Genomic DNA, 19,053 nt, shown 5'->3' with positions numbered 1-19,053 from the left:
ACGGCCTCATCCCATCAAGTGCTTTCAGCATGGCGCGGAACCACACTCGCAGAAGTCACAACCATCATTGACAGCGCGCCTCCTGTGTGGGTAAATCCGCTCCATCGGCAACAGTTGCTTTCGTGGTGGGGTTCGCCAGACTGGGCTGCTCGAACCGACGCCGTAGAAAAGCTATTTCCATGAATGTTTGCCCTTACTGCCTCTTTTCAATCTATCCTAGCGCGGAGAGATTGGATCGCGTTGTGGCTGGCGCGATCTTTCAAATTAATGGATATTGGGACGTGCGGATCGCAACCGATCTATCGAAAATGTTGGCCATCGACCCTTCATTTAAGGCGCAGCACCTAAGCAATATAAAGAATTTTCTCGAAACCCTGAGCAGCGCGCAGACCACTTTTGCCGGACTTGACTCAGCCCTGAAAGGCATGCGGACCGCAATAGAGTTAAGTGGCCAGCCTCAAGCGTTCTCCTTTATTGATGATGCCAACTACCAATCGCAAGTTGCCGAAATAATGAGAGAATCTGTGGATGTGGCAAGAGCAAGAATAAAAAGAAGGCCAAAGAATAGAGTCCGTCGCAACTTAAGATCGCGCTTTCAGGCTGTCAACTTGTGGAGCAAGAAAGACAAAGACATTGCATCGCATAAAGTTGTGGAAGGATTTTTGCTATCAGCAGAGCACGGCATCACAGCAGAATTCGCTTTGCGCAACACAGTGATGCATATCACTGAAACTGTTGATTTCGAATTGCACACATTGAGCGCAAAGCGCGTCGAAGCACAAGCCAAAACATTGGTCCTCGATGAAGCTGAAAAGGTCTATGGCTCAGGGACTCGTCGATACGTAGTAGTGGCTGGTAGTCAACAGCCCGAAATCCAGCCTAGCCTTCGCCTATTAGAAGATCGAGCCCAAATATTTGCACTTGAGAGCAGCGCCGACATGGATTCGTACATGAAAATCATGCTGACAGCCGCTGCTAACCGGCCGCTCCTGCCCCCATTGCCCTTGCCCCCAAGGCTCCTCCCTTAACTCACGCTTTGCCAGCCCCGCTTCGAAGGCTTTTTTACGCCCTGCTGTCTCTCGTTCCGGCTTGCACGCCGGCTCCGATTCCCCGTTTGACCTTTGGAACCCAAAGATGGGCACCATGAAAATTTCATCCATATCGGAGAATTTTCATGAAACTTTCGATCATGCAACTCGCGGTGGAACTTGCTCAAGAGGTATAGGTGCCAGCAGTGATCGACCCCCCGACACTTCAACTGGCTCGACCGTGAAGAACTCGTGTTCTGTCTGTCGATACTTGCGCCGCATATCTCAGTGGCGCCTTACGGCCAGTTCCGCTGAGGCCCAGGCTCGCCAAGTGCGGGCTTTTTTTACGCCCGCTGCACCCCGATCCCAAACCCGAACAGTCCATCCTTTTGCTTGACCGGCAGCGCCTTTGGATCCTCCTGGCGCAACCCGATAGCTAGGTCCTCGACAAGCCCCTGCAGCTGCACCAAGCCTGCCGCCATTGCCGCGCTGTAAGTCTTCCCGGCGTCCTGCTGCTCGTCGATTGAGAACCACTTCCCGTCTGAGGTGAGCTCCGCCACGCGCCAACGGTAGGCCTTGTCGGCCGACTGGAAAACGGTAACGGCTAGGTGGCATAGGGGCTGCATGCCGGCATCTTCTCGGCTGCCGGGCGCGCACGCCGCCAGACGTCGGCGCTTGGTGCGGGTCCGCCGCCCTGCCCTGGCGCTCCAGGATCTCGCGCAGCGCCGCCTCGAGGGTGGGTTGCCGAGCACCGGAGCCTGGCAGCGCGCGTGCCAAGTGCCTCGCAGGCGTCAGCCGCGACGGCGGTAATATGCTTTTCACATGCCCAAGCCAACGCGCACCGCCAAGCAACTGCAGCAGATGCTGATCCAAAGAATCGAGGCGCAGCCTGGCCTTCGAGGCCAACAGACCGACGTCCACCGCGGCGGAGTGATCGGCATCCCGTCCGAGGATGGTGGCCCAAACTGGACGGTTCGCGTGGTCACCGACCGGGGCAACCATCGCGGCGACATCGCGCAAATCATCCGCACATTGCAGGGGCAGTACGACCTTGAGGACTGACGCGCCCCGGACGACGACAAAACGCAAGACGATCAGGGCCCTACCTTGGGGCGCCGATCCCTATGTGCTGGCCGCGCTGGAGGCCATCGGTCCGGGCTTGCAGTCGCTCGCGAATACCGCCCTCCGTGAGGCCTTCGTCGAGAAGGTCGCCAACGACCTGTCGAGTGCGCTGGATCCGTTCGAGATCCCGGCCATGCTCCGACGCAAGCCTGCCGACAAGTAGCTCACGCGCCGCGCTCGAGTGGCGCGAGCCTCGCTGTCCGGGCACACTGAAACGAGGGGCGCATCGCGCGGAGCGGCTTCGCCGGCGAGCGGCGCCTCTCGGCGGAATGTCGCAGCGGAGGAACGGACGGTTCGTCGGGATCGGTCGGCGCGGTCCTTTGCGGCACAGCATCGCGCCTGAGCGGCCTCAACCGCGCTGCACTCCGAACCCAAGCCGTCCTCGCAGGGGCCTACGGCCAAAAGTTCACGCAGTACTCACGCCGGTTGGCTTCCACTGTCGCCCTCGACTTGCCTAGCTAAGGATTTTTCATCTTCGCCCCAAAGCTCGTTCAGCAGTGCATCCGCGTGAGCGCGCAGTGCCTGAAGCTGCTCAGGACTGGTCGTCTCATCCATCGCTTTATAGACTTCGGCTTCTGCCGAGGCCCATGCGTCGTACCGCTTGTTGAAAGATTCAGTCGCCATCGTGTGATTGTCGGCGACGCCCAGCGCCATCCCTCAGCGTAAGCGCCCTCGGCAAACTTGCCACTGTCGCCCTGTCGTGCCGACCGACACGCAGGTGCTGCGCTATCGTCCGACACAGAGATCGGATAAGGCTCAATGCCGGCTACTGCCAGAGGAAATTTACTCGCGGCCTATGCCGCTCGAAACCTCCTCACCTTGGCGCTTCACCCTTACCCCATATGCGCTACGGACACGCGCCTGGGGCGGGCGAGCAGAGGTGTGGTGCGGCCTTCGACTGGTCGTTGTGTTTGCTTGCTTTATGTACGACTCAGAGGAGGAGGTACGTGCAAAGCTCGAAGCAAAGATCCACGCCTACATTACCCTGCATGGGGGGAAGGCATCGCGGTAATTCGAACGATTTCGCCGTCGGAGCGTCGCCGGCTCGCTCGCCGTTGTCGGGTCCACCGGTCGACGGGCGAGACCTACAGGGCGTCAACGTCCTTGTTCTTGATTTCCTCCTGGACGCGCTTCGCCTGCTCCTGCTTCATGGCGAGGTTTTGCTTCGCCGTATAAACCTCGCCAGCCTTAGTCCCCACAGTTGCCCCATTGCGCACTGAGAACGAGATGACATCCAACGAGACCACCTCGAGGTCAGCATTGGGGCTGTGGTAGAAGTTCTGGAGTTGCACTCTGGCTGTTTGACCGGCGGGCACTGACGGCAGAGCATTGCCGATGCTGTCATAGCGAAACTGTTGAAGCTGCGTTTTCCCAGTTGCGGCGCCAGATTTGTATCGAACCTCGTACACGCCCGCGAACTGAACCAACTCCGCATCCGTCGTGTTTGCGACTTCGATGTCAATCCACGGGGCATCTCTAGCAGGGACTGGTGAAGCACCCAGCAACTTGAAGCTCACGATGTCCGCTGGCAAGGCTTCAGCACGGGCCAATGCGGCTTGGGCCCTGGCAATGTTCTCCGCAACAGTATCGAGCTTGCTCTTGGTTTCTCGCTCTGCGTCTTCAACTCGCTTTGCGTGAGCCGCAGTACGTATTTGCTCAACGGTCAAACCATCGTACTTCGCGGCCTTCTGCTGAAACATCGCCTTCCCGGCATTTTGATCGCCGATCCCCACAATCAACGCCGGTCCGAGATCTTTCGTCACCTGCCGTATGTCCCGAACAAGCTTCGTGCGCTCTGCCTGCGGCACCGATTCGACCATCTTCTCAACAGACCTGTTGAATGCCTCAGGGCTAGCAGCGTCTAGCTTCGCCTCGCAACCCACCAGCAGCGCAACCGCGCCCAGTAAAAGCCAACCCCTCATGCTCTCCGTCCTCTTGATTAATGACGCCGAATGGCGCGAGAGAACTATAGGGTTAGCGCGAAAAAACTTCTAGAAACATTCATCACCGCCGCAGCCATTTCTTGTCTGCGTCGCGCCAGCAAGACGGTGACGCCCCGATCAACCCTCCCGCGCTGGAGGCCCCGCCGCGACTGAGCGCCTACGACGAACCTGGTGCAGCTCGGCATACCCAACCGGAGGTTAGATCACCGCCTTACCCTGAGATCCTGTCGCCTGCCCCATGTGTCTGGGCCGGGATGACGCCAGCAACGACGCATAAGCCTGTGGCATCATGTACAGCCGGCCGGCCCGCACTCGGGGCCGGCGCGAATTCCAGGCTGGTCGCGGTTCTCGCGGCCGGCTGCAGCTAGGTCAGCTTTGGGCCCCTCGGCGTCATGACCTTACGGCAGAATCCGGCCAGGAGCAGACACTAAGCTATGGCATCAGACCCCGAGTTCATTCGCTTTCTACCGGCGCTGGAGTCGCCGTACTCGGCGTACTCCGGTTCGATGCCAGCAAGCGAGATTCTTCTCGGTGCGCTGAACTGGCCGACCGACTACTGGCTCGCGCTTGCGGTCGGGTGGCTGGAGCAAGGCGCACCAATCGACTCCGTAATCGCGACGAGGCTTGAAGCCATCGGTCGCGGACGACAGTACGAGCAACGGACTCGGCATCGCAGCTTCGCACTGCACAAGCGGTGGACGAAGGCTCAGGGGTAGTCGCGCCATTGCCCTGACGGATGTCTGCTTTCAGGGATCGAGGATGTCTGCTTTGGGCCCGAAGCTGCCGTACACCCTGCTCCGAAGCAGTCTTTCAGACAGAACTTTACGGCCGCGCCGGCCTGTACTGAATTCCTAGGAGGAAGGTGTCGGCCTCAGCTTCAACGAGATCATCTGGCTCGCTTCGACCATAACTGAAGCTCGCGATGAATCCTTGACTTGCCCATGCAGGAGGTCTGCAAACCAGCACACGTTCCTGCCAGCGGCGAATCTCCAGGGGAAGGTCACGCATTCGGACCAGTTTGAAGCCGATGCACGCGCTAGGTCGATCCGTAACGGTTACGACCTTGATACTTGCTAGCACCTGGCGCTTCTCTGCCGTTGTTAGCTCGATAACGCGACGAGCCTCATCCTCAAAGTTCCCTGCCAGCGTATCGCCTTTAAAAATGGCGATACTTGCGTTGGAAGGAACGTGGCCTAGCGCCGCTGTTCGGCGATATGAAATCATGAACTCTGTGTCGCGAATTAATTCCCAACCGCCGTCGCCGGGCTCATGGAAGGTTAGCAATCTTCGAGCGAGGCTTTCCGCCTTAGGGATTTCTTGTCCGGCGACTGTCAGGCTCGTGACAATGATCAATATCGCAGCAGTGATTTTTTTCATACGGCCGTGTGAAGGTGTCCTCGACTCGCCTCCGCCATGCTCTTAGGTCAGCTGTTGGCCGAACTGTGCCACACGCTTCAGCCTCTCGAACTACCCGGCAACTCGGCGGCCTCGTCAGACGGCAGTGCCAGAGCCATCACAAAAGCTTTCATCGCAGCAATCTCGAAGCTCCCTTCGTTGGAGTCGGTATCGTGCGATGAGCCTCCAACCACGCGAATCAAGATGCCATCAGGTTCGTATTGAGCAAACTTTGCGCCTGGCTCGAACATGCGGCTCACACCCCTGCGGACGGCATCCCTGAACATCTCAGATATCTGTTCCGGCGAGACTTCCCACTGGAACGAGAGGCCGATGCCGGATGAGGGCTCTACGGAAAGCACTACATGACCAAACCGAGGGAAACCTGATTGGCGAATGAATCGCCCCTCACCTGTCGTTGCACGTTGAATGAGCAGTTTCTTCATCGCCTCGCAGTCTGTTGGGGGCCGCACGTGGATGGCATCTCGATTGAATTCAGGGGGCGGAAGCGAAGGTCGGCTTCTGGCCGGCTTCAGACTTCGGCATCATGGACTTCGCGCCCTAACGCTATGGACATTCTGGCGCACAGAACCGTGAGCCACCCGGTCCACAAAGGCGACTCGACCTCGCCAAAAAAATGGATACCGCTGGGTTCGACCGAAGCTCCGATGTGCCGCGCGTCACCTTCTCGGCCGTACCAAGCCGCGCCATTTTGGTCGCCTAGCCAGCCATCCAGCGAGGCATAGACTTCCGCGACCTTTGCCCACTCCTCGTCGGACAGGTCATACGGAATATTCAGGGTGATTTCTTGTCGCAAGGCGCTTCTCCGGTGGCGGCCACGTGTGGCCCCTTCCTCGCCCATTCTGAGCCAAGTTTGACCGGCTGCTTTTGGCCGATAGCGGCCGCCCGTTGAATCATAGTCGCGTGCGGCCCCGCCCGCCACCCGCCCGAACCTCGCGCTCCGACAACGTCCACGTCGGCATCTAAGTCGCGGGCAACCCCACGATCCGCGATTCCCACCCTGCACGACAGCACGGTCGCTGCGCGCGTCATCGCACCCAATCCCAATGAAGCATCGATTCCCCATCGGAACCCAGTACTGGACCCGCGGCAAACACTCGCGCCTGTGCACCGTCGTCGCCCAGCTCACTACCAAGGACGAGCACGGGTGCGTCGTCTGGATCCGCTACACCACGCAGCACGAGTTCCTGGGCCAGAAGGTCGACAACCACGACGTCGTGGACCCCACCATCGCCATGGGCCTGCTGCCCGAGTGCCAGCACCTGCTGACCGCCTCGGCAACGGACGCGCCCGCCACGCAGTCACCGCGCGAGCACACCGTCCACACGCCTGGCAGGCTCCACTTCCGTGAGAACGCAGACGCGGACAGCTACGCCCTGCTCGACGAAAACGACCGCTGGTGGATGACGGCCCTGCTGAATGGCGAGCAAATGGCCGAACGCCAGCGCGCCAACCTCATCCGAATGGCCGCGGCCTGAATGCCTGCGACAGCATCTCGACCGAAAACCTCGAGAACAACGTCCCGTTCCTTGTGCTGATCCGGAACTACAACCAGCTCAGAGCTCCGACTCGATCCGATCGATCATGAGGTTTGCAAGCGTGATTTGCGCCTTGACCGCCAACGCAGCCTGCGGAACGCTCATCGATGATCTGTAGCCGTACCCGGACATGAAGTGCTGGGTGTCGATCGCGAGAATCGACGCAGCGCTGTCAGTGCCGGGGCCTCTCCTGACAAGGAAGAGCTGAGCATCAATATCCATCGGAACGAATCGCGTCGGCTTCACGATCAGCGACAAAGCGAAATCAAACTCGCCTCGACCCGCCCGCACGCTCTGGGACTTGCCGCTCACCAACGTCTTGTGAAACCCCGACTCTGCGAGAACCTTGTTCAGGTGGGTGCGTGTCGGCAAGGGAGCGTCGTGCAGCCCAAATTCTGCAGCTTCACGCTCTCTCCCTTCTTGCACGATCTCCACGAAACGCCTACGGACATCCATGGGGATTTTGAGGTGCATCGGGTGAGAACCTTGCGGCTGGCCCTGCCGCGGCCACGAATAGCCGACCGGGATTCTTTGGCCATCGCGTAGCACCACACCAGAGGCGACGCCCCGCCGTCTGGATTCGATTTTCTCGGCGGCATAGGTCGGGCGATCGGAGGGTTCAAGAGCCTCCATGTAGGCTTTATCGAGCTCAGCAGAAATCCGGAAGCCCTGCTTCTCAAACTCAAGCGCTATCTCCGGCGCAGCGTCGGCTACGCGGACCAGCATGGCGAATATTGCCTCTGCCTCCGGGTCATCAATCTTGATCAGTGATCGCTCGTTCATGTCCGCCTCTGGAAATTTCGCCGCCGGGAGGTCTAGCCCTCAAACTCGGCTGCCTCTGAAGGTTCGGTGAAGCAGACGAAAGACTGACTAGCGCGCCCTGCCGAATACTGAATATCCGTCGTACCCGCCAGCGCCCGCTCTCCCTAGCTCAATTTGCCGCAGATTCGCATGGTGCGGCCAAACCCTCTCAACCACGATATCAAAACCGTTGTGAAAGAAACCACCGCCGTCACCATGCACCCTTCGAACCATCGCCGGATTGCTGCATAGCTTTCGCGTGGGTTTCACCCTGCATCGTTCAAAGATCCAATCGTTCACGACCTTGTCGTCGAGTTCGCAACGATGGTCGACCCATTTGAAATCGGTGCTTGATCTATCGAAATGTGGAACTAAGCAACCCGGGCCAAAAGCTACTTGAACGCGCGACGGGCGGAGCGCGGTCATCCAGTCTTCCAGATCGCTACTCATGCTGTATTTCTGGAATGCTTTAGCTGGCTTCAGCGGCTTGCCTTCATAGGTGCCTTCGTTGATCAACACGCCCGCAGGGTAGTGAAAAGCCCCAACCTTTCCTGTATTTAGATTTAGTCCCGCAATGAATCTGCAGGTATCTAGCATGTCAGTCAAGACGATGACGTCGACTCCTTTGTCGACAACGATTCCCTGTCCCATTTTGATGAAGTACTTCGGCATAACTACGCTCCACCCAGTCTGTAAATAGAACATTCGACTGCTACCGCTTACCGTAGCGCCAGTCAAATCCGTCTGTCGCGAGACACATCACGTTGACAAGTGGCGCGCCACATGTCCGCGAATTGAATCACGAGCGAGAGAGAACGCGCCATCCGTCGAAAGCGATAGGTTCCGCAGTTCCGGCTGACGCTTCCCCCGGAGTTTCCAAAAGCTTTCTTGTCGACCTTCCCTCGCGTCAGGGTCACGTCGCGGCGTGGCCTTTCCACTCCCCCTCCCCCACCACCACCCTCATGCCCAAGATCCAAGTCACCGCCCAGCAACGCGCCAACACCACGAGGCTCTCGACTCCTATCTGGCTCGAGCTTGATGCTGACGTCAGACGTCTTGTTAAGCGTCAGGCTTGGCCACTGACTTCATCCCCGAAGACGGATGCCACATGAGCGCGCATGGCGGCGATGAGAGCCGTGCGCCCCAACCAAATCCTGTCTCGCGCGTCGTCGAGCGGTGCGTTGGCCCCCGCAATCCAATGGTCCGCGTTCCAGGCCACCATGATCCTGTGGCGCTCGATAAGCCGGCCGCCCTGGCTCCAGTCGCTGGAAGGGGAGTACGCAGAGGACTCGACTCGACACTCGGCCTTCCCGTCCTCATAGGTGATGACCGGCGACAGCCCCTCGGCTCGAGCAACCCAGTAATCCAAGGCTGCGGCAGACAGATCAGCGATTTGCATGGCGGAATCATCACCGGGCCGACGGCTGTCGCCTCCTACCTGAACAGATAGTTGAAACACCGTGCGCCCTCCCCCTAAGCCGGACTCCAGGCGTCGCCGTTGAACCTATGCGGCGCGTTGCGACGCAGCCGCCGCCGTCCAGTCTCGATCCTTATCTCGCGCCTTGGGAAGCTCGCTCCTCGGGTTTTCCCTGCCCTCCCAGGTTTCAAAGGCAGCGCCTTTGGCACGCGGTATGTGCAGCGGCGTAGCCGCTGTAAACAATACCCAACGTGCCTGTTTTTTTGTGGAATCTGTACACCCCCTGATTTCGCCCGTTTCGGTGATACGGAGTGAGACGGAATGAGACGGAGCGAGAATTTCCGAGCAAGCTGAGAGGCCGTGAGACGGAGTGAGAAAGTTGATACGGATCAAGATTCGTACTCGATTTGGAGCGCTTCGGATCCGGGTCTGAGTCACTGATCCCCTATCGGCGCGGCAATCAGAGCCGTGAGCGCCGAACGTCAAGCCTCCGGAGGGCGAATGCCGAAGCGATCTAACCCCAGGGTTACCCAACCTCTCAGCCGGGAGGAGCTTTACGAACTGGCTTGGAAGGAGCCTATGGTCAGGCTCGCGGAGCGGTTTGGGGTGTCATCCAGCTACCTGGCCCGCGTCTACACAGAGCTGAAGGTGCCCCGGCCGGATCGGGGGTACTGGGCAAAGCTCGAGTTCGGGAAGTCACCGCCCAAACCAAGTTTGCCCACCGCTCTGCCAGGCGATCTTACGCAGTGGGCGCCTGGGACAGCCGTTGGAAGCCTCGTCGCGTCCAGAGGCAGGCACCCGAAATCGTCCCTACCGCAGGCCAGACAGAAAGATTATGGGAAGCTCCATGAGCTTCTTATTGGAGTAAGACCCTTCTTTTTGAAAAGTCGCGAGTTGGAGCATGGCATCCTGCGCCCGTTTAAAACAAAGCTGGTCGACATCTTGGCGTCGGAAGGCAAGTTAGGCGACGCGTTAGATACTGCACAAGCCCTCTTTCTTGCCCTGAATCAGAAAGGCTTTCATGTCGGCATGGCAGCACACGATGAGCCAGCGTCACGAGAGCAGGTATTTTTTCCTGAGAAGCCCGCCATGTATCCACGCGCGGCGAAATGGTCGCCACATCGACCCACCTTGGTTCATATCAACGGAACCCCGATCGGGCTCACAATTTTCGAAATGACCGTAGACGTGGAGATGGTCTATGCGGAGAGGGGCTACCTTCCCGTTGCCTCACTCTCCTCACGACAGCTAGCGCGTTACACAGGCACACGTCATTGGCGCGTTATGAAGCCAAAGCCGAGTGGACGTCTTTGCTTTCAAGCGTACTGCCCTCATCACCTCTTCAAATGGTCTAAACAATGGCGGGAATCAACGCCTGGCGAACTTCAAATACTAGCGCCATCGATTGCGGAGGAACTCGAAGCGTTAGCGCCTTGGATCCTCGCCCAAACGCAAGAAGCTCAGGACCTACACGATAAAAAACTGCGCAGATGGGAGGAAGAGGAGCGCGAAAGGAATCGCCTGAAGAAAGAGGCATATCGGCGCAAGCTTCATGCGGAATCGCGTGCCGACCTTCTTTCAGCAATCGCGGCTTGGGACGAAGCCCGCAGGGTCCGGGCGTTCATAGACGCTATCGAATCGGAGCTTCATAACTCACCTGAGGCGGAAGCAACCCCGCTTCGCGAGCGCCTCCGTCTGGCAATCGAATTGATTGGTACTGTCGACCCATTGCGAGTGCTTGGAGCCTGGAAGTCACCCAGCGAGCGCGGTTGAAGCCATTTCTCAACCTGCGCCAGTATTCAGATTGAACCAAACCAGGAGACTCAGGCTCTTGCTGTCGCTGACAAGCTAAACCCGGTTAGCGAGTTGTTAGCCTAGCAGCGGGACTTCGTTGCAATACACACCCGATCGCCTTAGCCGGTCCACCAGTCGCACGCCCTTTGTCACCTCAGCAATGTGCTGCGCGTCTTGTTCGACGTAGTAGCTGCGCCCTACTTTTATCGGCATCGGATAGATGCGACCGCTGCGCGCCCAGGTCCGCAGCGTGTTGTCTGTCGGCGCTGGATCAAAATGAAGCGCCGCCCAAGCAGTCAGAAGAATTTTCGGCTTCATGGCAGAAGCCTATGCGAACTCTCTGCCCATGCGCCAGCAACTTTTCACGACGAATCAAATAGGGTTTCCCCTTTCACTCGACTTACTCCAAAAAGCTTACTTCGAGCTAGGATCGCCTTGCATAGGGAGCGATCGAAATTGCAGGGAGCCGGAATGAAGTCGCTGGTTGCGTTTGTGCTAATGGGCCTAAGCGGCGCGGTATGGTCGCAAGCCCCCGCAATCCTCCTAGAAGCCTGCAACGCAATGGAGCCCGCCGCCAAGCGCTTGGAGTGCCTGAGGGCGGCCAACGGCCGAGTGAACTCGACATCGGCCCCTACTGCACCTGCTCGCCCGCTGTCCTCGCCTACCACCCGCAGCAATTTGTCTTCCGCGGGCACTTCTCCCACAGTCGGTGGAAAGACTTGCTACGTCGGACCCCGCGGGGGGACATACACCATCACGGCGAGTGGTCGGAAGAACTACGGCGGGTGCTGAACACATGAAGAAGAGCGCAATCTTCGGAATGTGGCTGTCCGCCTGCAGCACCTGGGCTCAGCCGAGCACAGCAGAGGCCGACCTACTTCGGCTGATGGAAGGAACCCTCTATACGGTAAGCCACCGGGAAACCGCAGACGGGCGTTTGAGCGCGTGTGGACTTGAGTTTAATGTCATCGCCCGAGACCACGCGACGAGAGCGGGAGCGGCAGTGCAAGGAATCGGATCCTTCTACTTGCGCCGGATGGGAGCCAACTTTGCCTACGCATTGAAGCTCGGCGTGAGGGACGGCATCAACCCCGAGGCCCGGCCGTTTGCACCGAGCAACGCGTTTGTACGCCCACCGAGAGGCAACGCCCCAACGACTCGAGCGATCAGAACCGAATCCGATACGCCAGGCTACGCCCTCTATCTCGGCGCGCTCGACGACGACATAGCGCGGGTCTACCAATCCATCACTGAACAGCGAAGGTTTATCGTCGGCTTCAACCGAAGAGCCGGGCAGCAAGACGTGAATCTCGATATCGATTTGAGCGTGAAAGCTGCACGAATGGAAGGCAACCGATTAGTCCGCGATAGAACTTCAGAGATGGTCGACGAATTCAATGCCTGCGTCGGTGACTTGCTCAAGTGAGCAATTTTCCGGATCTGCACCTCAAACGGGGGCTACTTCGACCTACTTTAGTAGCGAGGCTTTCCACTCTTCTGCCGATCACTCGCAGCCTCCGTCCGGGCGATTGCCCCCCGACCCCTGCGGTCGTGGAAAATGGGGGAACTCAAGGGCCGCAAATGATCGACTACGCTCAAATCGACAAAGAACGGGAAAAACTGTTTCAAAGGGACATGAAGCGTGCCATGGACCTTGGAGCCTCCGAACGCACATTCTTCGGAGCGGTGGCAACCGCGCACAACGCCCTGAAGGAGTCGGAGCTTCTACCGTCGCGCAACGAAGACGGTGACGAGGTGTACTCGGACCAACAGGGTCGCCGCGCGGCTTGCCATGCCCGCGAAGACGCCGCAGCAACCCTGGCCCTCCAGCTGCCTGTTCTCAAGGATCTCCGGAGCCTCAAACTTCTCCTCTGGGGCTGCTTTGGACTGCTCCTGTACATCGCCGTTCGGGTCAGCTAGATCACTGAACGTCTGCAGAATCCGTTTGGCCCTTTTCTCCCAGTATTAAATTCGGCTATGGAATTTACCGACTTTCTAGTCTTGAAGTTTGTCGTGCTGGTGGGCGCAGCGTTCATCTACGGACTGCTGAAGCGCTAGACCCATCATTGAGCGCCCGTTAGGGGAAGGCTGCGATACGCAAGTTCTGCCATTGGAGCCGTCATCGAGAGCCCTCTCGGCCGCGTGGCCTGGATGGTCCGAAGCGCCAGTGCAGCTTCTTCGGGCGACAAAGCAAGTTCTGCAAGCCGATTCGTCACCTTAGGGGCAGCAAGCTTGCCAGCGAACTCAACAGGCCGCAGCAGTGAGTTTAGAAGCGTGGAGTTCGCCGCGCCAGACGGAAGGCCAGCATCGGCAAGCACCCGATCCACCAGGTACTGACTCAGCATGTTCTGCGCGGTGGGAGAACCCACAGCCCTGCCGGCGGTCTCCGAGTACTCTTTCCTGGCCAAGTCCCGAGCGACGTTCTCGAGGGCGTGGATGTCTGCCGTGCTGAGGGTCTGCCCGATGTCCAAATTTTGTCCGGTCGCAGGCCTGACCGAGTCTTGTGCGCGGCGCAGTGCCTTCATGTAGGCATGTCCATGCTCTTTGGCGCTGAGGCCGAAATTCCCCGCGACAGGTGAGTAGGCTTGGTCGACGGCTCGAGCTACGTCCATGCCGTTGATCTGCGTCGACATCGCAGCGTAGTTCCTGTTGGCCTCTCGGTATGCCGGCGCCAACTGCTCCAGAGTCGCATTGAGGTCGCTCCGAGTCTGCATGAGCGCTCGGAGGTCTTCCGCCCCGATAGAGGAAGTGGGCCCGTTGGTAGCCTTGCTGATTTGGTTGTCGAGAGCCTTTTTGACCCAGTCGAGGCCCTGCACGGAACCGAAGTCGTTGATCGTTTCGCCGGTCTCGGCGGCCAATCGCCTCGCATCATTGATCGCAGTTCGGATAGAGGGGCGCTCGAGAAGGCTTGAGATCTCCGCTTGCATGGATGCGGCCATCTCAGGGTCGACCCCTTGAGCTCGAGCACGCGCGTAGTCTTCGTTGGCGAAGATTCGACGCCCCTCGACTACGTCGTCGTAATAGCTGCCGCTACCCGGAGTCGTAGCCGCTACCTCATCGATGGCTCCCGAACGCGCCGCGCGCTGCTGCGCGTAGCGTGCTTGTAGAGCGGCGGCGGTTTCTGGGTTGTTTACGAGCGTGCGTTCGAGCTGAGCAAGTCCCGGATCCTGAGCTGCTTGCCCGATCGTCGGATTGCTACCAGGGACGACAGAACGCGCTGCTGCCAGGTTCTCTGCGGCTCGCACAGGATCAGTCGCCGAGCGCTGGAGGATGTTCGAGGCGATTCGCTCTTGGCCGGCCCTGGTCATGATGTCACGGGCCGACCTCGAAACTCCTGAAATGGCTCCGCCTGCCGCCCCGGCCAAACGCATAGCAGGCGGTAGAGCGCCGCCCACAAGTGCTCCGAAAGAGGCTGCGTTCGGATCAACAAGCGCCGCGCTTGCTCCACCCGTGCCGGCCCCGCCCAGCACGCGAAGAAGCATATTGCTCGCGGCAGAACCGCCAGGCCCCACCGTCATACCACCCGTCTGTGCCGCGCTGGCGAGCCGAGCGAGCACGTTGGCCGCACCAGGCGCGCTCCCCGCAATCGCCGTGGCGCCAAACCTCAAAGGCGCAGCAACGAGCCCACCCACAGGATAGGTCGCGACCACGTTCCCGGCGATGCGCCCGACGTTCGCGCCGGTGCTATTGCCGTAGGTGTTGGCGAAGTCCTGCTTGCCCTGCTGGTTCATTGCGGCCACGCGAGCGGCTTCACCCGAGGGCTGACCAGTGACCAGATCCGAAACCTTCGGGCCTCCACCAGTTACCTTGTCATAGCCGCGTGCCAGAAGCTCGGCGCCCGTGTCCACCACGTCTTTCAGACCTCGAGCGGCACCGATAGAGAAGTTGCCATCAGTGATGCCTTGCAGCGCGAGGCCTGCAGGGTTGGCGTAGCCAGCCGCGGCGATGATCTTCTCTGCCGTGGTGCGGTCTCGCTTGGGCGTCTGAGTGGCGACTTCCTGCGCCGGTGCCGGCGCCTCGGTAGCGTCTACAACTGGAGCCGAAGCCCACCAGTCACCGGAGGGCGCGGCAGGCTGCTTGCCGGGGACTCTGGATGCAACCTGCTGCCCATACTCCAGCGTGTTGGGAGCGTTCGGATTGCGCGGATCGGAGACGGCGATGCCCTTGCGCGCCTTCTCAAGGCCCCCAGGACCACCGTAGTAGCCGGCCGCAGCCAGCGCCACATTGCCGCCAGCCTGATCAAGCATCTGCTTGGCATAGCGGATGCCGGCCCGAGCGTTCTGGATAGGGTCGTTGATGTCCCAGCCGCTATCAGCCACGCCCTTGAAGGTGCCGGGCAAGATCTGCATGCCTCCTACCGCGCCAGCATTCGAGGTCTTCGTGTTTCGGCCGCCGCTCGATTCTTGCGTGTAGATGCTGCGTGCAAGGTCGGCCAGAGGCCCAGTCACGTTTTCAGCCGACAGCGCGACATCGAAAGGGTTGATCTTCGGCGCAGAGTCCCACCAGTTCGGCATTACGGCTTCCTCCGAGTGGTTCCGTCAGGGGCAATAAACACGGTCCCAGACGGCAGTGCATCAAATGCAGCCTTGTCGGTGATGCGCTGTGCTCCGGCAGTCTTTGCGCCGGCCATGCCTCTCGGAGCCGCCCCCTGCGTAAGCAAAGGCGACTCCCTGTAGCCCTGGTCCTTGCCGTAGGTCTGAGCCAGTAGACCAGCCTCCTCCGCGTAGATCTCGCGGAAGCGCTGCAGCTTCTTGAGAGCCACATCGGGGCGATCCGAGGCCTGCGGGATGAACGGCTTCAAACGCGGCGTTTCCGAAGCAGTCACGGCAGCGCCCGAACGGTCGTGCAGAATCAAAGATCCGATGTCTGCGACGCCGGCCCGTGCTTGCACACCATCAGCATCGGTGTACTGACCGACGGTCTCCATCCCAGGGATCATGTATCTCGTGCCAAGAGATTCAGGTCTTGCGCGGATGTCAGCCATCGCTTTGTCGATCTTGCTGATGTTCTGTTGGTTGTCGATGATCGACTTGTTGATGTTCGCGGGGATGTCCTTGCCCGGCTTTTGAACAGGAACGCCGCCAGCCGTTACCGGCCTCGCGACACCAGTGCGAGGGTCCACCAGCATCGTTCCGCTGTCGGTCTGGACGACTTGACCACGTGGCTGCTCCCGATCAAATTCGAGTTTCTGCCGCTGCATTGCCAGGTTGTCGGCATTGTTTGCACGAGACGTGGCGTTGGTGTCGATGTTGTTCTGGCGCGTGATGTCTTGGCTACGAAGCTGAACCTGTTGCTCTAGCCGATCCTTCACCGCAAGCGCCTGCACCTTCCGCTGCTCGACTTCCTGAGCGTTGTAGATTGGACTGATTTTCGCTGCAGCCTCCGGGCCGAAGATCTGAGCTGCCTGCTGCCGCGCGATGTCGTACGTTGCCTGGTCACGGACACCCGCCATGATCTGGCCCATCGCTTCCATTTTCTTCAACTGCATATCCAGCGAGGCCGCATCCGCAGCTCGCTGGTCTTTGTTAGCTGCTGCAGCGGAGGTGATGACGTCTCCAGCCTCTCTGAAGTAGCCTTCACCCAGCAAGCGGTTTGCCTTCTCCTGCGCCGTGGAGGCTCGGAACTGAGGATCCTGGGTTAGGGCGAACAGCCGGTTCTTCTGCTGCGCGGCACTGTCCGCCTGTTCCCCTCCCGCTTTAGGTTCTGGAGCTGGTACATCTGAGCAAGCTGAGCGAGCTGATTGACCGGCTGCGGTTGTTGGATCTGTGAGTAGATATCGGCGCTGACTGGCATGTCTATTCCTGTGAAATTTTCTTCGGCAAAGATCAGCCGTAAGACTGGTCTAGAGAAAAGCCGTTCTGCTGGAATGTGTTCCCGAATCCACTCGCCGCGGCGTTGTTGTTGATGCTCGACCAGTTGTCTCTCTGGAGCAGGTTGTTCAAGAGAGCATTCGTTCGAATACCGCCTACCGCGTTGTTGAGACCATTGGTTATCGCATTCGCCCCAGCGATGCCCGCTGCGCCCTGAGCATTAGCGTTCGCCGTCAGGTTCGCGCCCATGGCGTTCGCTACATTGGCGCCGGCATTGCCAAGGTTCTGAGAGCCGAGCGTCGCAGCACCAGCCAGCGACAGCAGCGGATTCACCGCGTTGTTGAAGTTGGCTTGATAGGCGTTGAAGCGGTTGCCCTCGTTGGTCGAGAACGTTCCCAAGGCACGCTGATAGGCGTTCTGGAACTCCTGCGAGGCAGCGCCCTGGTTGTAGTTGGAACTGGCTTGCAGTTGCGATCCAGACAGGAATCGCCCAGCCGCCGCGCCCTGCCGATCCAAGGCCTTTTGACCTTGTTGCAGCCTGAAAAGGTAAGAGGGATCGTTGTAGAGATCTTCCCCCGTGTAGCTGAAATCCTTGAACTTGAAGGGATCGGCTAGGTCGCCGAACTCCCGTCCGCCCGCGATCTGCGCTTGGTAGTCCCGGTTGGCTTGCTCCTGCTCTGCAAGGCGCTGCTTGACGGCGGCCTCATAGGCGGCTTCATCGAAGGTCCCCGCAGTAGACCCGCCATAAGGGATCTGATGGTACGGGTCATCTTTGACATTGCCCGTGGGCTGCAACTGGGAAAGATTGAACCCTAGTTGCTCCGTGTGAGACATCTGGTCCCAGTTAGCCGGCCGAGGGGCAGCGCCGCCGTATGAGGTCGGCGTGGTGTAGAGGCTGCGCAGTTCGTCTCGGATCTGCTGCTCTGTTTGTAGGCGGGGCGCACTCGATCCAGAAGCGTTCCACCCCGTTCCTGCGGTGCCAGTGCGGGAAAGGCCTAGCCGGTACAGCAAAGAGTCTCGCGCCAAATTGCCGGCATTGATGGTCGGCGCCTGCAACTTGACGTTGTTGTCATACATCATTGCCTGCAGTGCGTTCGACTGCTGCGAAGCGGCTTGCTGGCCGTCTGCCGCATCGCTGGCTGCACTGGAAGTGATAAGCGCGCCACCGATAGCGCCTGCTGCTGCCCATGGCATATCTAGACCTCCTTATCCGTCTTGATGCAGACGATCATGGTGATGCGGTCGCTCTGGCTGTCATTCGTGACCCAGTGCGTGTAAGCGTTGTCGAACCAGAAGAGATCGCCCGGCTGCGTCTCGAGGGACTGCCCCTCAAAATGGAAGGCCTGTCCTGGCGCACTCTGGATCTGAATGGCGAACTTCTGGTAGTAGCTGGCATGCCAGCCCGGGTCCGTATGAGGCTTGCAGATCTGTCCCGGCTTGATGCGTGTAATGAGCACCCCGCCGAGGCGGTCACCCTGCACCGCCTGCATGAGCGGATACACCAGCTCCTTGACCGGCAGAACCTCCGCAGGCGGATACCAGACCGAGTCATGCGATCCGTCTTCCATCACCGTCTTGGGATCTGCGTAGCGTGCCCAGATGTCTGAAAGCCCGTGGTGAGGTGAATCTTCCGATACCGTGCGTGCATTGTTCTGGTCCCAAAGCTCTGGGTGAGCCTGTAGCGCCCGAAGCATCGGGCCGACATTGAGGCCTCGGGCCAGCAACTTGATGTGGCTCATGCCATTGCCCGTCCGAGAGTTGCAATCTCCGTTGGGTCTGAAGGCACGACAAGGAGGTCATCTACCTCATCTTCATCTTTGCAATCGGTGGCGTGAACACAGAACCAGATGGCGTCGGTCATAGCCCGGATGCCATGGTGCACGCCGCCAGGGATGCAGATGCATGCGGGGCCCACCATCTCAGTTCGCTGTCCTTCGACGAACACTTCCACAGTGCCCGAGGAAAGGATCGAAAGATGGTCGTGCTTGTGCTTGTGCTGAACGAGCCACATGCCGGCCGGAACGTGCGTTTCCTTCGCGTACACGCCGCCGCCGAAATGATGGTGGATGTCGGCGACGGATTCCCGCGCCGCTGTACTCAATGCGTGATCGAATGATGGCATGCATGTACTCTCCTCCGTTACACGCCCCACTTCCATCCGGATAGCTGTCGTTATCTGTCGTT

22 protein-coding genes are annotated in these 19,053 nt (G+C 59.3%); 7 read left to right on the top strand and 15 right to left on the bottom strand.

Translation table 11 applies throughout. The features are described from left to right. Nucleotides 1-242: 242 nt before the first annotated feature. Nucleotides 243-1,028 (top strand): hypothetical protein, encoded by a 786-nt coding sequence (locus ACHMXE_RS15495; RefSeq protein WP_395350083.1) that lies wholly within the window; start codon nucleotides 243-245, stop codon nucleotides 1,026-1,028. 344 nt (nucleotides 1,029-1,372) lie between these two features. Here the strand turns inward: ACHMXE_RS15495 and ACHMXE_RS15490 are convergent, their stop codons facing one another. Beyond that, nucleotides 1,373-1,654 carry a hypothetical protein gene (locus ACHMXE_RS15490; RefSeq protein ID WP_395350082.1) on the bottom strand — a complete coding sequence of 94 codons (282 nt, stop codon included), beginning with the start codon at nucleotides 1,652-1,654 and terminating at the stop codon, nucleotides 1,373-1,375. A 196-nt stretch (nucleotides 1,655-1,850) separates the two neighbouring features. On the opposite strand from ACHMXE_RS15490, the gene ACHMXE_RS15485 reads away from it, so the two are divergent. Continuing rightward, nucleotides 1,851-2,090 (top strand): hypothetical protein, encoded by a 240-nt coding sequence (locus tag ACHMXE_RS15485; RefSeq protein ID WP_209546520.1) that lies wholly within the window; start codon nucleotides 1,851-1,853, stop codon nucleotides 2,088-2,090. 64 nt (nucleotides 2,091-2,154) lie between these two features. Further along, a complete protein-coding gene (locus ACHMXE_RS15480) occupies nucleotides 2,155-2,313 on the top strand; it encodes a hypothetical protein (RefSeq protein WP_395350080.1) in 159 nt (52 codons plus the stop codon). A 254-nt stretch (nucleotides 2,314-2,567) separates the two neighbouring features. On the opposite strand, the gene ACHMXE_RS15475 is transcribed toward ACHMXE_RS15480, so the two are convergent. From ACHMXE_RS15475 to ACHMXE_RS15455, 5 genes are all read right to left on the bottom strand, one after another. Beyond that, the gene (locus ACHMXE_RS15475; RefSeq protein WP_395350079.1) at nucleotides 2,568-2,804 is read right to left on the bottom strand and encodes a hypothetical protein; all 237 of its coding nucleotides are present in this window, start codon (nucleotides 2,802-2,804) and stop codon (nucleotides 2,568-2,570) included. A gap of 431 nt (nucleotides 2,805-3,235) precedes the next feature. Then, the gene (locus ACHMXE_RS15470; RefSeq protein ID WP_395350078.1) at nucleotides 3,236-4,072 is read right to left on the bottom strand and encodes a DUF6694 family lipoprotein; all 837 of its coding nucleotides are present in this window, start codon (nucleotides 4,070-4,072) and stop codon (nucleotides 3,236-3,238) included. An 843-nt stretch (nucleotides 4,073-4,915) separates the two neighbouring features. Beyond that, entirely contained in the window at nucleotides 4,916-5,470 is a 555-nt protein-coding gene (locus tag ACHMXE_RS15465; RefSeq protein WP_395350077.1) for a hypothetical protein, read from the bottom strand. Between the two features lie 77 nt (nucleotides 5,471-5,547). Further along, entirely contained in the window at nucleotides 5,548-5,934 is a 387-nt protein-coding gene (locus ACHMXE_RS15460; protein WP_395350076.1) for a hypothetical protein, read from the bottom strand. A gap of 86 nt (nucleotides 5,935-6,020) precedes the next feature. After that, nucleotides 6,021-6,305, bottom strand: coding sequence for a hypothetical protein (locus ACHMXE_RS15455; protein ID WP_395350074.1), 285 nt, complete (start codon nucleotides 6,303-6,305; stop codon nucleotides 6,021-6,023). A 250-nt stretch (nucleotides 6,306-6,555) separates the two neighbouring features. On the opposite strand from ACHMXE_RS15455, the gene ACHMXE_RS15450 reads away from it, so the two are divergent. Continuing rightward, nucleotides 6,556-6,987: a hypothetical protein gene (locus tag ACHMXE_RS15450; RefSeq protein WP_395350072.1), complete on the top strand. Its 432-nt coding sequence runs from the start codon at nucleotides 6,556-6,558 to the stop codon at nucleotides 6,985-6,987. Between the two features lie 78 nt (nucleotides 6,988-7,065). Here the strand turns inward: ACHMXE_RS15450 and ACHMXE_RS15445 are convergent, their stop codons facing one another. The 3 genes from ACHMXE_RS15445 to ACHMXE_RS15435 form a co-directional block, all read right to left on the bottom strand. Further along, on the bottom strand, nucleotides 7,066-7,830 hold the full coding sequence (locus tag ACHMXE_RS15445; RefSeq protein WP_395350070.1) for a hypothetical protein: 765 nt from the start codon (nucleotides 7,828-7,830) through the stop codon (nucleotides 7,066-7,068). 87 nt (nucleotides 7,831-7,917) lie between these two features. Further along, nucleotides 7,918-8,520 (bottom strand): hypothetical protein, encoded by a 603-nt coding sequence (locus tag ACHMXE_RS15440; protein WP_395350068.1) that lies wholly within the window; start codon nucleotides 8,518-8,520, stop codon nucleotides 7,918-7,920. Nucleotides 8,521-8,914: 394 nt separating this feature from the next. Beyond that, nucleotides 8,915-9,247, bottom strand: a complete 333-nt coding sequence (locus ACHMXE_RS15435) for a phage protein NinX family protein (RefSeq protein ID WP_395350066.1) — start codon at nucleotides 9,245-9,247, stop codon at nucleotides 8,915-8,917. A gap of 912 nt (nucleotides 9,248-10,159) precedes the next feature. Here ACHMXE_RS15435 and ACHMXE_RS15430 point away from each other — a divergent pair. Next, nucleotides 10,160-11,038: a hypothetical protein gene (locus ACHMXE_RS15430; protein WP_395350065.1), complete on the top strand. Its 879-nt coding sequence runs from the start codon at nucleotides 10,160-10,162 to the stop codon at nucleotides 11,036-11,038. A gap of 96 nt (nucleotides 11,039-11,134) precedes the next feature. Here the strand turns inward: ACHMXE_RS15430 and ACHMXE_RS15425 are convergent, their stop codons facing one another. After that, nucleotides 11,135-11,377, bottom strand: coding sequence for an excisionase (locus tag ACHMXE_RS15425; protein WP_395350063.1), 243 nt, complete (start codon nucleotides 11,375-11,377; stop codon nucleotides 11,135-11,137). A 478-nt stretch (nucleotides 11,378-11,855) separates the two neighbouring features. Between ACHMXE_RS15425 and ACHMXE_RS15420 the strand changes: the two genes are divergently transcribed. Both ACHMXE_RS15420 and ACHMXE_RS15415 read left to right on the top strand, forming a co-directional pair. Beyond that, nucleotides 11,856-12,485 (top strand): hypothetical protein, encoded by a 630-nt coding sequence (locus tag ACHMXE_RS15420; protein WP_395350061.1) that lies wholly within the window; start codon nucleotides 11,856-11,858, stop codon nucleotides 12,483-12,485. 155 nt (nucleotides 12,486-12,640) lie between these two features. After that, on the top strand, nucleotides 12,641-12,979 hold the full coding sequence (locus ACHMXE_RS15415; RefSeq protein ID WP_395350059.1) for a hypothetical protein: 339 nt from the start codon (nucleotides 12,641-12,643) through the stop codon (nucleotides 12,977-12,979). A 143-nt stretch (nucleotides 12,980-13,122) separates the two neighbouring features. Here the strand turns inward: ACHMXE_RS15415 and ACHMXE_RS15410 are convergent, their stop codons facing one another. The 5 genes from ACHMXE_RS15410 to ACHMXE_RS15390 all read right to left on the bottom strand — a co-directional run bounded on the left by ACHMXE_RS15410 (nucleotide 13,123) and on the right by ACHMXE_RS15390 (nucleotide 18,991). Continuing rightward, nucleotides 13,123-15,573 carry a lytic transglycosylase domain-containing protein gene (locus ACHMXE_RS15410; protein ID WP_395350057.1) on the bottom strand — a complete coding sequence of 817 codons (2,451 nt, stop codon included), beginning with the start codon at nucleotides 15,571-15,573 and terminating at the stop codon, nucleotides 13,123-13,125. Next, nucleotides 15,573-16,646, bottom strand: a complete 1,074-nt coding sequence (locus ACHMXE_RS15405) for a hypothetical protein (RefSeq protein ID WP_395350054.1) — start codon at nucleotides 16,644-16,646, stop codon at nucleotides 15,573-15,575. The genes ACHMXE_RS15410 and ACHMXE_RS15405 overlap by 1 nt, the downstream gene beginning before the upstream one ends. 238 nt (nucleotides 16,647-16,884) lie before the next feature. Then, complete coding sequence (locus tag ACHMXE_RS15400) at nucleotides 16,885-18,063, bottom strand: hypothetical protein (protein ID WP_395350053.1); 1,179 nt, start codon at nucleotides 18,061-18,063, stop codon at nucleotides 16,885-16,887. 2 nt (nucleotides 18,064-18,065) lie between these two features. Next, nucleotides 18,066-18,608 carry an aspartyl/asparaginyl beta-hydroxylase domain-containing protein gene (locus tag ACHMXE_RS15395; protein ID WP_395350052.1) on the bottom strand — a complete coding sequence of 181 codons (543 nt, stop codon included), beginning with the start codon at nucleotides 18,606-18,608 and terminating at the stop codon, nucleotides 18,066-18,068. After that, nucleotides 18,605-18,991 carry a hypothetical protein gene (locus ACHMXE_RS15390; protein ID WP_395350051.1) on the bottom strand — a complete coding sequence of 129 codons (387 nt, stop codon included), beginning with the start codon at nucleotides 18,989-18,991 and terminating at the stop codon, nucleotides 18,605-18,607. The genes ACHMXE_RS15395 and ACHMXE_RS15390 overlap by 4 nt, the downstream gene beginning before the upstream one ends. Nucleotides 18,992-19,053 lie beyond the last annotated feature (62 nt).

Origin of the sequence: Variovorax sp. UC122_21 (assembly GCF_044056785.1) — a bacterium.
Classification (GTDB): domain Bacteria; phylum Pseudomonadota; class Gammaproteobacteria; order Burkholderiales; family Burkholderiaceae_C; genus Variovorax.
The sequence above is the reverse complement of the archived record's forward strand: the minus strand, read 5'-3'. Positions and strand labels throughout refer to the sequence as shown.